Origin of the sequence: Photobacterium sp. GB-210 (assembly GCF_003026075.1) — a bacterium.
Lineage (GTDB): Bacteria > Pseudomonadota > Gammaproteobacteria > Enterobacterales > Vibrionaceae > Photobacterium.
Map to the genome: position 1 here is coordinate 1 of NZ_PYNU01000010.1, position 14,160 is coordinate 14,160.

Sequence of the window (14,160 nt, forward strand, 5' to 3'; positions counted from 1 at the left end):
GAGAGTGGACGATACTTTTGAAAGTTAACCCTTAAAATAGTATGCCTTGATAGTATGGTAACTATTTATGAGTTACCAATATACAAGTAGTATTGTGCCATTAGTACATTTTTAGTGGTTACAATTGCCAGTCGGCATTTTCAGATCTATCACCCAGACTGGCAGCCCAAGTGACTTTCTTGGTCACTTCAGGGCGATCTTCACGCCATAGGAAATCAAGTTCTTTTTTTAATTTATTGTAACCTTCACGCGTCACCAGGTTGGTTCTCATAGCTATCCTTATAACATGACGTGAACGAGGAATGGGGCGATGATCTAACGCTTAGGCGGATGGGTCAATAAGCGCAATAATAAATTGTCGCGGTAAGTTTCAAATTATGTAGAAATTAAAGATGAGATATAACAGAGAGCAGGTGTCTTTTCACTAAGATAAAACAGAGTGCAACCCTAGTTTTCACTTCATTTTAGCTTTTTTATAATTACTTAATTGACTCAGGCGCTTATCTGGCGCATAAAACGAATATACATACTCTGTTACATATTTGCCTGAAAAAAACGCAGGAAATTCTGAGTCTGTTTAGTGAGCTGACGTACACTACGGCAAAAGCTCAAGACCTCGACCGCTGAAGGTGGATTATGCAAGAAAATTACAAAATTCTGGTTGTTGATGATGACATGCGCTTACGCGCGCTATTAGAACGTTATTTATCTGAGCAAGGATTTCAGGTTCGAAGTGTGGCAAATGGCGAGCAAATGGATCGTCTATTAGCCCGCGAAACGTTTCATCTAATGGTGTTAGATTTAATGCTACCAGGTGAAGATGGCTTATCAATTTGTCGTCGCTTACGTAATGCCAATAACATGTTACCTATTTTGATGCTAACAGCAAAAGGTGATGAGGTTGATCGCATTGTTGGTCTTGAAGTGGGCGCTGATGATTATCTGCCTAAACCGTTTAACCCACGAGAGCTGTTAGCGCGTATTCGTGCGGTACTACGTCGTCAAACAATTGAAGCACCGGGCGCACCGAGTGTTGATAGTAAGATGATTGAATTTGGCGAATTCCGTTTAAACTTAGGTACCCGTGAAATGTTCCGTGGCGATGTTCCTATGCCATTAACGTCTGGTGAGTTTGCGGTATTAAAAGCATTGGTTACTAATGCCCGTGAGCCGATGTCACGTGATAAGTTGATGAATATGGCGCGTGGTCGTGAGTATTCTGCAATGGAGCGTTCTATCGACGTACAAATCTCACGTTTACGTCGTATGGTTGAAGAAGATCCAAGCCGTCCACGTTATATCCAAACAGTGTGGGGTTTAGGTTACGTCTTCGTTCCTGATGGTCGCGAGGCGTAAGCCATGCGTTTATCGCCAAAAAGCACATTTGGTCGAACGTTAATCCTATTAGCTGGCTTGCTTATCGCAAGCCAGATTTTTTCGTATCTGACCATAGTTAATTACGCCTTATTACCCAGTATTCAGCAATTCAACCGCATTTTATCTTATGAAGTAAAATTGATGCTTAACGATGAATTGGTGATGCCGGATGATCAATGTGTACACCTTGACCGTCCTCTTCGTCGTAAACTATTAGAAGAGTTAGGTCTCACCTTAGTCGCGCCTGGTAGTGAAGCGGCCAAACCTTTCCATGATGCGATGCATATCGGTTATCTCAGTGAGCAGATGACCAAAGATCTTGGTTCGCCAACCGATGTGCGTTTATTGCTCGGTGCTGACAGTTATGTGCTGTGGCTAAAAACCGATGCGATGCCGAATTTCTTAATGCGGGTCCCGTTATCCGAGCTGCAAGAAGAAGACTTTGCGCCGCTATTTCGCTATAGCCTGATCATTGCCTTTCTTGTGATTGCTGGCGGCTGGTTATTCATTCGGATCCAAAACCGTCCATTAATGGAATTGGAACAGGCTGCACTTATGGTGGGACGTGGTGAAACGCCGCCACAACTTCCTGAGCAAGGTGCCTCTGAAATTCGCTCAGTCACCAAAGCCTTCAATCAGATGTCACAGGGCATTAAACAGCTAGAAGACGATCGCGCATTGTTAATGGCAGGCGTCAGCCACGACTTACGTACACCATTAACCCGTATTCGTCTGGCTACAGAAATGATGTCACCTGAAGATAGTTATTTAGCGGAATCGATGATCACTGATACCGAAGAGTGTAACGCGATCATTAGTCAGTTTATGGATTATCTAAAATCGACTAAAAAGCAGGAAGAAGAAGATCTTGATCTGAATACCTTGCTGATTGATGTTGCGCATACTGAAGGCAGTTACGGTAAAACTATTGAGCAGCAACTCGGTGAAATCCCCGGTATGATTTCCGCTAATGCGGTTGCGCTTAAACGTGCTGTCGCAAACCTTGTGGTGAACGCACAACGCTACGGTAAAGGTTGGGTGAAGATATCGAGTGGTGCTTCTGCTGATCGTAAATCTGTATGGTTTTGCGTTGAAGATGATGGTCCGGGTATTGCGCCTGATCAGGTCACTAAGATGTTCCAACCCCTTACGCGTGGTGATTCCGCTCGCGGTAGTGAAGCGGAAGGGACAGGATTAGGACTTGCGATTGTAAAGCGTATTGTTGATCAGCATGATGGTGTTATTTTAGTGCGTAACCGCAGCGAAGGTGGTTTACGCGTTGAAGTGACGTTACCACTACATAAAATGAAGTAAGTCAGCAAATGAAAAGCCCACATTACCGCGCGGTAATGTGGGCTTTGTTGTATTTGTACTTTACCAATAACTAAGCGTTTGAGTAGTTTTCTCGTTGTCCTAGCCAGCGATCAATGATGGCTTTGGCGCTATCGGGGTAACTGTCATGAATATAGCGAGCCAGCTTTTGCACTTGTGGGATCAGGTATTGGTCACGGATCAGATCGGCGACTTTAAATTCAGCAATACCGGTTTGTTTAGTACCAAGTAGTTCACCTGGGCCACGAATTTCTAAATCTCGCTGGGCGATCACGAAACCATCACTACTTTGACGTAATACCCCTAAACGCTTTTGTGCGGTTTTAGACAGGGGGGCGTGATAAAGCAATACACAGTGACTCGCTACTTTTCCTCGACCGACACGTCCACGTAGCTGGTGGAGCTGCGCTAAGCCTAATCGTTCAGGGTTTTCAATCACCATTAAACTGGCATTGGGTACATCCACTCCGACTTCAATCACGGTTGTGGCAACTAACAAATTCAGCTCACCAGCTTTGAAACTTGCCATCACCGCTTGTTTTTCTGCGGCTTTCATTCGTCCGTGTACTAAACCAATTTTTAAATCAGGCAGTAAACCCGTCAGTTCATCGGCAGTATCTGAGGCGGCTTGGGCTTCCAACACTTCTGATTCATCAATCAAGGTACATACCCAATAGGCTTGGCGTCCTTCATTAACGCAAGCTGATCGAATACGCTCGATAATTTCAGGGCGACGGGCATCGGGTAAGGCAACAGTTTGGATCGGTGTTCGGCCGGGGGGCAGTTCATCAATGACCGAGGTATCCATATCGGCATAAGCTGTCATGGCAAGAGTACGTGGAATCGGGGTTGCCGTCATGACTAACTGATGTGGGTAGCGACCCTCATTGGCCCCTTTTTCTCGTAGCTCTAAACGCTGATGGACACCAAATCGGTGTTGTTCATCGATGATAACGAGTGCTAAATTTTCAAATTTAACGTGGTCTTGGAATAAGGCATGCGTGCCGACCACCATCTTCACTTCACCACTCGCAATACGGACAAGTTCCGTTTCGCGTGCTTTGCCTTTCAACTTACCTGCCATCCAACCAACCTGAATACCCATAGGATTAAGCCAGTTGGCAAAGTTGATGGCATGTTGCTCTGCCAGTAATTCCGTTGGTGCCATTAAGGCGACTTGAAAGCCATGTTCGATGGCGCGTAGGGCGGCAAGAGCGGCAACTAAGGTTTTACCTGAGCCAACATCCCCTTGAACTAAACGCATCATTGGTTGCGGCTTAATAAGATCGGCTTCAATGTCAGCGACAACACGTTGCTGCGCACCTGTTGGAGTGAACGGCAGACTATCGAGCAGTTGCTGCTTTAATGAATCTTTCGCGGCAAGTGGCCAAGCACTATGTTGTTGTCCTTTGCTGCGCAATGCCAACATCGATAAATTTTGCGCCAACAATTCTTCTAAAATTAACCGGTGTTGAGCAGGATGCTTACCTGCTTCTAATTGATCTAGTGAGATATCAGGTGTTGGACGATGCATCGCACGTAATGCCTGCGCAAGCGTCATTTGACGGTCGTATAAACCTTCAGGCAGTAGTTCTGTCACCGCTGCCTTATCGAGCAAGTTGAGCGCTTGGTCGGTTAGGTTACGCAGGGTCTGTTGACGTAAGCCATCAGTGGTTGGATATACTGGTGTTAAGGTTTCTTCAACACTAAGCTCGGTTGGCTCTGAGAAAATACGGTAATCCGGATGAATGATCTCAAGACCGAATTTACTGCCTTTGATTTCGCCGTAAGCCTTAACTTGTTTACCTTCAGCAAAGCTATTTTTCATTGCTGCATTGAAATTAAAAAAGCGCAGCGTAACAGAGCCTGTGCCGTCACCAATTTTTACTGCCAGCATTTTACGTTTACCAAAAGTAATACTGGTATGGTGGACTTCACCTTGAACGGTCAAGTGTTGCCCTGGCATGGCTCGATTGATAGGCCAAATACGAGTGCGATCCTCATAGCGCAATGGTAAGTGAAACAGTAAATCTTGGACATTATGGAGCCCAATCTTTTCCAGTTTCTCTGCCATTTTTGCTCCAACGCCAGAGAGTTCAGCTAGCGAAATAGCATTGAGGAGTTGTCCGCTCATTACTCGTTATTCTCCATTGCGGGTTGGCGTTTTTTCATTTTCTTCGCTTGCATGGCTGCCCACCATGCTTCATCAGCAACAATCTGACCTTGATCATCGAGTTGTGGGTAAGGTAAGCCCTTTTGTTGTGCGACTTTAGCAAGAACAGGATGCCCGCGTTCAAATAGGATTCGGTTAACGACATCATCTGGCAGTAAGGTTTTTTCACGCTCATACATACCAGCATTTTGACGTTGGCGTTGTGCTTCGTACAAAATCAACGCGCTTGCGACTGACACATTTAATGACTGCACCATGCCGACCATTGGAATGATGATATCTTGATCGGCCATCGCTAGCGCTTCAGCTGTGATGCCGTTTTTCTCTCCGCCTAAAATAATCGCTGTTGGTTTGGTGTAATCAACATCACGAAAATCAATCGCAGTATCAGATAGGTTGGTAGCCAGTACCTGCATGCCTTGATCTTTTAATGCTTGTACGGCTTCAACCATAGAATCATGGGTATCTAATTCAACCCAGTTACGCGCACCAGCCGAAGTATGGCTTAATACTTTCATCCCTTCTTTGGGCCAAACGGCATGCACTTTATGTACACCGACAGCATCAGCTGTGCGGATTATCGCTGAGACATTATTTGGTTTGTGGACTTCTTCCATACATACCGTCAGATCGGGCTGACGCGTTGCCAATACTTGGTGGATACGTTGAAAACGATCTGGGGTCATGGAGGTTACCTAATGAAAACAAATGAGATAGGTTAATGATAATAAGGCTTTATTGCCAAATACACAAAACGCCCAATAAAGGGCGTTTTTATGATGAAAACTGTGCGTATCTTAACGCTTAGTTTTTCTGGCGCGCGACACGTACGACATTTGGCATAATACGAATTCGACGCATAATGTTGGCTAAATGAATGCGGCTACGTGTGGTTAACTTAACGGTGATGGTGTATAAACGGCCATCTTTTTCTTCCGTCGCTAAGCCTTGAATATTCGAGCCTGTCGCAGCAATAGTGTTAGTGAGATCGGCTAATGCACCTTGGTGGTTTTGCATATCAACTTTCAAGCTGGTAACAAATTCCTGATCGAAGTCTTCACTCCATTCTACCGCCATGTACTTATCCGGCTCTTTACGATAACCACGGACATTGGCACATTCTTCACGGTGGATTACTAAACCTTTCCCTGGACTAACATGGGCAATGATTGGATCGCCATGGATCGGATGACAGCAGTTAGCAAAGGTTAATAAAATGCCATCAGCGCCTTGAATTGGTAAGCGACGATCATTTTCTTTTGGCGTGAGCTCATCGACATTGCCTAACAAACGACGAGCAATGACCACACTCATCACTTCACCTAAGCCGATTTCAGCGAGAAGATCATCCATTGAGCTGAGTTTGAGATCAGACAATACCTTGGTAATATTTTCGTTAGCAATATTATCAATATTAGTGCCACCAAGAGCATGGTTTAGCAAGCGACGACCTAAAGTAATCGACTCGTCACGACGCATGGTTTTCAGCACTTGGCGGATCTTCGTGCGGGCACGGGATGTCACCACGTAGTTAAGCCATGCAGCGTTAGGTCTAGCGCCAGGAGCACTAATGATATCAACGGTTTGACCGTTTTTAAGTGGTTTGCTTAGTGGATAAGGTTGGCGATCAACGCGAGAGCCAACACAAGCATTACCGACATCAGTATGCACGGCGTAAGCAAAATCTACCGCGGTTGCGCCAACAGGTAATTCAACAATACGGCCTTTCGGGGTAAAAACGTAAATCTCATCAGGGAAAAGATCGGATTTTACGTTCTCAATAAATTCAAATGAGCTACCTGCACTTTGTTGAAGTTCAAGTAAGCTTTGCATCCAACGCTGGGCTTTAACTTGCGCTGTAGTACCTGAGCTTTCGCCATCTTTGTAGGTCCAGTGCGCAGCAACGCCTTTGTCTGCCATTTGATCCATGTCTTCGGTACGAATCTGTACTTCAACGGGAACACCATGAGGGCCAACAAGCGAGGTATGCAGCGATTGATAGCCATTGGCTTTCGGGATCGCAATGTAGTCTTTCATGCGGCTAGGACGGGGTTTGTACAGGTTATGTACTTGTCCTAATACGCGGTAGCAGGTATCTAAATCACTCACAAGTACACGGAAAGCATAGATATCCATGATGGAGTGGAAACGCTGCTCTTTGTTCTTCATCTTGTTATAGATAGAGAACAAGTTTTTCTCACGGCCTAATACGGTAGCGTGAATTCCCGCATCACTGAGGCGACCCTCAATTTCAGCGTGAATTTTATTGATCATCTCTTTACGGTTACCACGCGCCGCAGCTACCACTTGCTTTAATACACGGTAGCGATTTGGGTATAACGCTTCAAAGCCAAGCTCTTCAAGTTCAGATTTGATGTTATGGATACCCAGACGGTGGGCTAGAGGAGAGAATATTTCAAGAGTTTCGCGGGCAATACGACGACGTTTATCGGGGCGAAGGGCACCGAGTGTTCGCATATTGTGGGTACGGTCAGCCAGCTTAATCAAAATTACGCGAATATCATGCGCCATTGCCATGATCATTTTGCGGAAGTTTTCAGCTTGTGCTTCTTTTCGATCTCGAAACTTTAATTTATCGAGTTTCGATACGCCATCGACCAATTCTGCGACAGTGTCGCCAAAACGGCTGGCGAGATCTTCTTTAGTGACCTCGGTATCTTCGATAACGTCATGAAGCAATGCCGCCATGAGCGTTTCAATATCGAGACGCATTTCCGCCAAGATGCGAGCAACCGCAACGGGGTGGATAATATAAGGCTCGCCAGTGGAGCGAGTTTGCCCTTCGTGTGCGTCGCGAGCAACGAGAAAAGCCTGCCTAAGAGCCTCTAGCTGAGGCTCTGGCAGGTACTCGATTGCGACTTCTTTCAGGCTATCAAAAAGATACAATTCGCCCGGTTCCCTGATTAACGGTGGTCGCCAGCAATAGCACTAACTGCTGCTAATTCAGCAGCTTCTTGCTCTTGCAGTTCCTGACGCTCACGAGCATCAAGGATATCTTTAGTAATTAGGCCTTCTTCGATTTCACGAAGTGCAATTACTGTGTACTTGTCGTTTTCTTCAGGAACCAATGGATCCTTACCGCCGGTTTGCATTTGACGTGCGCGGCGAGCAGCAATTTGGATCAGATCGAAACGGTTGCCAATTTTATCAACAGCGTCTTGAACGGTTACGCGTGCCATGGAGGACTCCAGTGGTTATTAAATTAGGAATAGAAAATTGTACAAAATAACTTACTGATCTGCTAGTAGTGCAGACAACATGCTCTTATATTTAGCAGCTTGTTTGTCTTGCTTCAATCGTTCAGCACGAATAATTGCTTTAAAGTCGATTAAAGCAACATCAAAATCATCATTTACGATAACATAATCATACTCATCGTAGTGTGAGATTTCTGAACGAGCTTCTTGCATACGACGTTCAATAACAGCTTCGCTATCTTGACCGCGCGCATTTAGACGACGCTCTAATTCCTCTTTTGAAGGAGGAAGGATGAATAAGCTCTTAGCCGCTGGCATTTGTGTGCGAATTTGACGCGCACCTTGCCAGTCGATATCAAGGAATACATCAATTCCTTTATTTAATTGCTCTTCGATCCATGGGCGTGAAGTGCCATAGTAGTTGCCGAATACTTCTGCATGTTCAAGGAATGCACCTTGTTCTACCAAGTCAGTAAATTCTTCTACGCTAACGAAATTGTAATGAACACCGTGTTCTTCACCCGGGCGCATACCACGAGTTGTGTGGGACACGGATACTTTCATGTCATAGGTCGGGTTTGTTTCAAGAAGGGCATTAATCAGACTTGATTTACCAGCACCGCTTGGGGCCGACACGATGTATAGAGTACCTTTGCTCATTGCCTATTTTCACTCAGTGATAGAAGGGCGCGAAGATTATCATGATCTGCGCATAATTGAAATTAGCTAGTTGCTGGAAAATTCATCTTTTTGTGCGATATAGCTTAAGCCTAGTTGGCTTTAATGCGTTTTTCATAATTGCAGCAGCTAATCAACCACAACCAAGGAAGCAATGGCTTCCTTGATTGAGCGATTATCGAGTTATTCGATATTCTGGATTTGTTCGCGCATTTGTTCAATCAAGACTTTAAGTTCAACTGCAGAAGCTGTGACTTCAGTGTTGATTGATTTTGATGCGAGGGTGTTAGATTCACGATTGAACTCTTGCATCATGAAGTCTAAACGACGGCCACATGCGCCACCTTTTGCGATGATTTTTTGGGTTTCTTTCACGTGAGAATCAAGGCGATCAAGCTCTTCTGCGACATCACTCTTTTGCGCGAGCATGATCAGCTCTTGTTCAATGCGGTTCGCATCAAGATCAACTTTTGCCTCTTCAAGGCGAGACATAATGCGCTCACGCTGCCAGTTGATGATTTCTGGCATCATAGTGCGTACCTTGGTTGCTTCAACCGAAATAGCATCCAGACGTTGGTCGATAAGCTGCTTCATGTTATCGCCTTCGCTTGCACGTGCGGCAATGAAGTCATCCATAGCGAGTTCAAAACCCGTCAGTAGATCTTTGTTAATCGCATCTAAGTCTTGCTCTGGCGCTTCCATCACACCCGGCCAATTAAGGACTTGGAATGGGCCGATATTACCTTCACCCGCGGTTTCTTTTACCCATTTAGCAGCAGTAATAACTTGTTTTGCTAACGCTTCATTGATGGTTAGTGCTGTGTTTGCGGCAATATTGGCTTCAAAACGTAGATTACATTCCACTTTACCGCGAGCAAGACGTTTACGGAAACGCTCACGTAATACTGGCTCTAAGCTACGGAATTGCTCAGGCATACGAATGTAGGTTTCAAGATAACGTTGATTTACTGAGCGGATCTCCCACACAGCAGTGCCCCAATCGCCTTTAATTTCGCGACGGGCATAAGCAGTCATACTATGGATCATGGCTTTTGGCCTTTTAGTTGAGAATGGTGCGACGACTAACTTACCGTTACCCACGATAAGTCTTAATTATTCATAACAGGTGCGTCGTTACCGGGTGTTGAGATTATATGCGATATTGGCCTCAAGGGGCTACTGTTTGTCAGCTTACGTTATCGTTTTCTCGTGCACTGAGATTGAGTTATCGCTATAATCGCCGGTTAATATCATCCAGCCAAAGGGAAATCCCGATGCGTCCAAGCGGAAGAAGTGCGACTCAAGTTCGTCCAATCACTATTACTCGCCAATATACAGCCCATGCTGAAGGTTCAGTACTGGTTGAGTTTGGTAATACCAAGGTTATTTGTACCGCGAGTGTAGAAGAAAATGTTCCGCGCTGGTTAAAAGGCAAAGGCCAAGGTTGGGTGACGGCTGAATATGGCATGTTACCTCGTGCTACGCATACGCGTAACCGTCGAGAAGCTGCGAGTGGCAAGCAAGGTGGACGTACGATGGAAATCCAACGTCTTATTGCACGTAGCTTGCGTGCTGCGGTTGATTTAAAAGTATTAGGCGAGCAGATGATCACCGTTGACTGTGATGTTATTCAGGCTGATGGTGGCACACGTACCGCATCTATTACCGGTGCGATGGTGGCACTGGTTGATGCAATTAATTACATGCTAGAAAAAGGCATGATTAAGAAAAGCCCACTGAAAGGTATGGTCGCTGCGGTATCTGTGGGTATCTATAAAGGCGAACCTATTTGCGATTTGGAATATCTTGAAGATTCAGCGGCTGAAACCGACATGAATGTGGTGATGACAGAAGAAGGCAAGATGATTGAAATCCAAGGTACTGCCGAGGGTGAAGCCTTTAGCCATGAAGAATTACTGGCAATGCTGGCTCTGGCGAAAGACGGTATAACCGATATTATTTCGATGCAGAAGCAAGCGTTAGCAAATTGATATTAAGCGGTTCCTATTGGGAGCCGCTTTTTTTTAGCTAAAACTGAATATCAAGTGGAGTACTTGTTGGTTTTAGTTGTTACCTGATGAGTGTTAGGTAACAGGTACATTGTTAAAACACAGAGAAGTAGTTTAAGGAGACACAATGAAAGCATATCAGCGTCAGTTTATTGAATTTGCCCTAGAGAAAGGTGTATTAAAATTTGGTGAGTTCACATTGAAGTCAGGTCGTAAGAGTCCGTACTTCTTTAATGCTGGCTTATTTAATACCGGTCGTGATTTAGCACGTCTTGGTCGTTTTTATGCTGAAGCTTTGGTTGATGCCAAGATTGAATTTGATGTGTTGTTTGGCCCAGCGTATAAAGGGATCCCGATTGCAACCACAACGGCAGTTGCCCTTGCTGATCACCATGATGTTGATACGCCATATTGCTTTAACCGTAAAGAAGCAAAAAATCATGGTGAAGGTGGCAATTTAGTCGGCAGCGCACTAGACGGTCGTATTATGTTAGTTGATGATGTGATCACGGCAGGTACGGCGATTCGTGAGTCAATGGAAATCATTAAAGCGAATGGCGCAGATTTAGCTGGCGTTTTAGTGGCGATTGATCGTCAAGAAAAAGGCCAAGGTGAATTATCTGCGATTCAAGAAGTTGAACGTGACTTTGGTTGTGCGGTTATTTCAATTGTCTCGCTAGGCGATGTGGTGACCTACCTTTCTGAGCAAGCAGGCATGGAACAACATCTTGAAGCGGTAAAAGCGTACCGTGCCGAGTATGGTGTATAAGTACGGCTTAAGAAAAAAGAGATAATAAAAAAGCGAGGGCTGAGGCTCTCGCTTTTTTGTGTCCGTCAACTAAGTATTAGCCTAATTGCGCACTTAATAGCTCCCAGTATTCATCAAAGTTTGCCGTTGGCTTGTATTTGAAGTTAGAGCGAACATAGCGGTTTAAACTGCCTTCTACTTGACCTAGAAGTTGTGCTGCTAAAACTGACTCATCAACAGGAAAGCCTTTACCCTCACGAATTTTACGCTCTTTTAAGATCTGGCGAAGTTGCGATTCAACACGTTCGAACAGTTGATTAATACGAGATTGAAGACGATCTTGTTCAAACATCAGAGCATGGCCAGTCATGATACGAGTTAAACCTGGGTTACGCTCAGCAAACATGAGGATGAACTGCATCACCATACGTAAACGGTTCAGTGTATCTTTTTCATCATCTAAAATGCGGTTAATACGCGTGGTAATTGAATCTTCAATAAATTCAATTAACCCTTCAAACATACGCGCTTTGCTTGGGAAGTGGCGGTAGAGTGCAGCTTCTGAAACTCCAACATTCGCGGCTAGCATTTTGGTCGTGATGCGTTGACTGCCTTGGTTGGACTCCAGCATATGCGCTAAGCACTGAAGTATTTCCTCGCGGCGATTGTTCTTTTTGGTGCCTGCCATGAATTATCGTTCCTTTACAAAATGAGACTGTCCATGGACAGTATGAAACCCGCCTATCTTAGCGATGCCTTGGCGTTGTGAAAAGTAGCGCAATCGAAATGTACGTATTTTTATTCGCAAAAAAAGCGCAAGCTGAAGAGGTTGCGCTTTGCTTTAATATGTTGCCTTTATTTTATCATCAAAATTGATAATACATGGCTAATTAGATCACGCTTTTTTAACATCAATAGCGATTAGCTACGGCCTGAATGACCAAAACCACCTTCGCCACGATCTGTGCTATTAAAATTTTCAACGATATTAAACTGCGCTTGTACCACAGGTAAGAAAACCAATTGAGCAATACGATCACCTGGTTCAATAGTAAATGTGGTTTCACCTCGGTTCCACACCGACACCATTAATTGACCTTGGTAGTCAGAGTCGATAAGGCCAACAAGATTTCCCAAAACAATGCCGTGCTTATGGCCAAGGCCTGAGCGAGGCAGGATAGTTGCCGCAAGATTTGAATCGCCAATATGGATCGCAAGACCTGTTGGTACAAGATGGGTCTCACCCGGTGCGACGGTTAATGCTTCATCTAAACAAGCGCGTAAATCTAAACCAGCAGAACCTTCGGTTGCATACGCTGGGAGTGGGAATTCATTGCCAACTCGTGGGTCAAGAATCTTCAGATCAATACTATTCATATTTTGCTCTATTGTTTCGCTTGTTGGTAAAGGTTAATAATTTCATTGACTAATTGCAGCCCAAGCTCTGATTTGGCAGCAAGAGGTAGTGCTTTATCACCGTTAGACCAGTAAAGGTGTAGCGCGTTGTTATCACTATTAAAGCCTTGGTCTTGTACCGACACATCGTTGGCGCAAATCATATCAAGGTTTTTCTTTGCCAGTTTACCACGTGCATATTGCTCAACATCTTGTGTCTCTGCTGCAAACCCGACCGTAAATGGGCGGTTTTCTGTTAAGGCCGCTACGCTGGCAACAATATCAGGGTTTTTCACTAACTGAATCACCATCTCATCATTACCGTCTTGTTTTTTCATCTTTTGAGTTGCGAGATGAGCTGGACGGAAATCTGCAACGGCAGCACAAGCAATAAAAATGTGGTGATTAACGGCATGTTCAAGTGCCGCTTGGTGCATCTCTTGGGCACTACTGACATTAATACGCGTTACACCATCAGGTGTGGTTAAATTTACTGGGCCACTGATTAGGGTGACGTTTGCACCACGCTTTGCTGCTGCTTGAGCAATGGCGTAGCCCATTTTTCCTGAGCTGTAGTTACTTAGATAACGTACAGGATCAATAGCTTCTCGTGTAGGACCTGCCGTTACCACAATATTTAGACCACTAAGGTCTTGCGGCTGAAAAAAGTCTTCGCAGCAATGTACCAGTTGCATGGGTTCTAGCATACGACCAGGGCCTACATCACCACAGGCTTGCTCACCACTTGCAGGTCCCCAAATACGGCAGCCGCGACGTTGTAAGGTGGCAATATTCTCTTGTGTTGCGATATTGCGGTACATTTGCTGATTCATCGCAGGGCTAACAGCGATTGGTGCATCGGTTGCGAGACACAGCGTTGTCAGTAAGTCATTGCCCATCCCCGCACTCATTCGAGCAATCAGATCCGCGGTCGCAGGTGCTAAGAGGACTAAATCTGCCCATTTAGCTAATTCAATATGACCCATGGACGCTTCTGCGGAAGGATCTAGCAAGCTATCTGAAATGGGGTGGCCTGACACGGCTTGCATGGTGAGTGGGGTTATAAACTCTTTTGCAGCTGTGGTCATGACAATGCGCACTTGCGCCCCACGTTCAATAAGTCGTCGGGTGAGCTCTGCACATTTGTAAGCAGCGATACCGCCGCTAATGCCGAGAAGAATTTTTTTTCCTGCCAGTGTTTGCATTCGTCTGCCTGTGCCTTGGGCTTAT

The 14,160-nt window shown here is 45.1% G+C and carries 13 protein-coding genes and 1 pseudogene; 4 read left to right on the plus strand and 10 right to left on the minus strand.

Features of this window, described 5'->3' with window-relative positions; genetic code table 11:
* Positions 1–124: 124 nt before the first annotated feature.
* Positions 125–271 (minus strand): annotated as a pseudogene (locus tag C9J38_RS12770) (transcription elongation factor GreB); the annotation flags it as partial.
* A 365-nt stretch (positions 272–636) separates the two neighbouring features.
* On the opposite strand from C9J38_RS12770, the gene ompR reads away from it, so the two are divergent.
* Both ompR and envZ read left to right on the plus strand, forming a co-directional pair.
* Positions 637–1,356: a two-component system response regulator OmpR gene (ompR, locus tag C9J38_RS12775; RefSeq protein ID WP_005371969.1), complete on the plus strand. Its 720-nt coding sequence runs from the start codon at positions 637–639 to the stop codon at positions 1,354–1,356.
* A gap of 3 nt (positions 1,357–1,359) precedes the next feature.
* On the plus strand, positions 1,360–2,691 hold the full coding sequence (gene envZ / locus C9J38_RS12780) for a two-component system sensor histidine kinase EnvZ (RefSeq protein WP_107207436.1): 1,332 nt from the start codon (positions 1,360–1,362) through the stop codon (positions 2,689–2,691).
* Between the two features lie 70 nt (positions 2,692–2,761).
* Here the strand turns inward: envZ and recG are convergent, their stop codons facing one another.
* From recG to C9J38_RS12810, 6 genes are all read right to left on the minus strand, one after another.
* Entirely contained in the window at positions 2,762–4,843 is a 2,082-nt protein-coding gene (recG, locus tag C9J38_RS12785) for an ATP-dependent DNA helicase RecG (RefSeq protein ID WP_107207437.1), read from the minus strand.
* Positions 4,843–5,568 carry a tRNA (guanosine(18)-2'-O)-methyltransferase TrmH gene (trmH, locus tag C9J38_RS12790; protein ID WP_107207438.1) on the minus strand — a complete coding sequence of 242 codons (726 nt, stop codon included), beginning with the start codon at positions 5,566–5,568 and terminating at the stop codon, positions 4,843–4,845. Before trmH ends, recG begins: the two co-directional genes overlap by 1 nt.
* A 118-nt stretch (positions 5,569–5,686) precedes the next feature.
* Entirely contained in the window at positions 5,687–7,789 is a 2,103-nt protein-coding gene (spoT, locus tag C9J38_RS12795) for a bifunctional GTP diphosphokinase/guanosine-3',5'-bis pyrophosphate 3'-pyrophosphohydrolase (RefSeq protein ID WP_107207439.1), read from the minus strand.
* A 17-nt stretch (positions 7,790–7,806) separates the two neighbouring features.
* Positions 7,807–8,082, minus strand: coding sequence for a DNA-directed RNA polymerase subunit omega (rpoZ, locus tag C9J38_RS12800; protein WP_005371960.1), 276 nt, complete (start codon positions 8,080–8,082; stop codon positions 7,807–7,809).
* Positions 8,083–8,133: 51 nt separating this feature from the next.
* Positions 8,134–8,760: a guanylate kinase gene (gmk, locus tag C9J38_RS12805; protein ID WP_107207440.1), complete on the minus strand. Its 627-nt coding sequence runs from the start codon at positions 8,758–8,760 to the stop codon at positions 8,134–8,136.
* A gap of 201 nt (positions 8,761–8,961) precedes the next feature.
* Complete coding sequence (locus tag C9J38_RS12810; RefSeq protein WP_107207520.1) at positions 8,962–9,825, minus strand: YicC/YloC family endoribonuclease; 864 nt, start codon at positions 9,823–9,825, stop codon at positions 8,962–8,964.
* Between the two features lie 227 nt (positions 9,826–10,052).
* Here C9J38_RS12810 and rph point away from each other — a divergent pair, with 227 nt between their 5' ends.
* Both rph and pyrE read left to right on the plus strand, forming a co-directional pair.
* A complete protein-coding gene (gene rph / locus C9J38_RS12815; RefSeq protein WP_105061152.1) occupies positions 10,053–10,769 on the plus strand; it encodes a ribonuclease PH in 717 nt (238 codons plus the stop codon).
* A gap of 145 nt (positions 10,770–10,914) precedes the next feature.
* Entirely contained in the window at positions 10,915–11,556 is a 642-nt protein-coding gene (pyrE, locus tag C9J38_RS12820) for an orotate phosphoribosyltransferase (RefSeq protein ID WP_045083819.1), read from the plus strand.
* 76 nt (positions 11,557–11,632) lie between these two features.
* Here pyrE and slmA read toward each other — a convergent pair whose 3' ends face one another.
* From slmA to coaBC, 3 genes are all read right to left on the minus strand, one after another.
* Positions 11,633–12,223: a nucleoid occlusion factor SlmA gene (gene slmA / locus C9J38_RS12825; protein WP_005371955.1), complete on the minus strand. Its 591-nt coding sequence runs from the start codon at positions 12,221–12,223 to the stop codon at positions 11,633–11,635.
* Positions 12,224–12,456: 233 nt separating this feature from the next.
* Positions 12,457–12,912, minus strand: coding sequence for a dUTP diphosphatase (dut, locus tag C9J38_RS12830; protein ID WP_107207441.1), 456 nt, complete (start codon positions 12,910–12,912; stop codon positions 12,457–12,459).
* 8 nt (positions 12,913–12,920) lie between these two features.
* On the minus strand, positions 12,921–14,135 hold the full coding sequence (gene coaBC / locus C9J38_RS12835) for a bifunctional phosphopantothenoylcysteine decarboxylase/phosphopantothenate--cysteine ligase CoaBC (RefSeq protein ID WP_107207442.1): 1,215 nt from the start codon (positions 14,133–14,135) through the stop codon (positions 12,921–12,923).
* Positions 14,136–14,160: the final 25 nt, after the last annotated feature.

Bases quoted from the DNA above. Each gene is read 5' to 3' on its own strand.
- trmH (WP_107207438.1), bottom strand. From the start codon at position 5,568: ATGACCCCAGATCGTTTTCAACGTATCCACCAAGTATTGGCAACGCGT.
- rph (WP_105061152.1), top strand. From the start codon at position 10,053: ATGCGTCCAAGCGGAAGAAGTGCGACTCAAGTTCGTCCAATCACTATT.
- recG (WP_107207437.1), bottom strand. From the start codon at position 4,843: ATGAGCGGACAACTCCTCAATGCTATTTCGCTAGCTGAACTCTCTGGC.
- gmk (WP_107207440.1), bottom strand. From the start codon at position 8,760: ATGAGCAAAGGTACTCTATACATCGTGTCGGCCCCAAGCGGTGCTGGT.
- rpoZ (WP_005371960.1), bottom strand. From the start codon at position 8,082: ATGGCACGCGTAACCGTTCAAGACGCTGTTGATAAAATTGGCAACCGT.
- pyrE (WP_045083819.1), top strand. From the start codon at position 10,915: ATGAAAGCATATCAGCGTCAGTTTATTGAATTTGCCCTAGAGAAAGGT.
- ompR (WP_005371969.1), top strand. From the start codon at position 637: ATGCAAGAAAATTACAAAATTCTGGTTGTTGATGATGACATGCGCTTA.
- slmA (WP_005371955.1), bottom strand. From the start codon at position 12,223: ATGGCAGGCACCAAAAAGAACAATCGCCGCGAGGAAATACTTCAGTGC.
- envZ (WP_107207436.1), top strand. From the start codon at position 1,360: ATGCGTTTATCGCCAAAAAGCACATTTGGTCGAACGTTAATCCTATTA.
- coaBC (WP_107207442.1), bottom strand. From the start codon at position 14,135: ATGCAAACACTGGCAGGAAAAAAAATTCTTCTCGGCATTAGCGGCGGT.
- C9J38_RS12810 (WP_107207520.1), bottom strand. From the start codon at position 9,825: ATGATCCATAGTATGACTGCTTATGCCCGTCGCGAAATTAAAGGCGAT.
- dut (WP_107207441.1), bottom strand. From the start codon at position 12,912: ATGAATAGTATTGATCTGAAGATTCTTGACCCACGAGTTGGCAATGAA.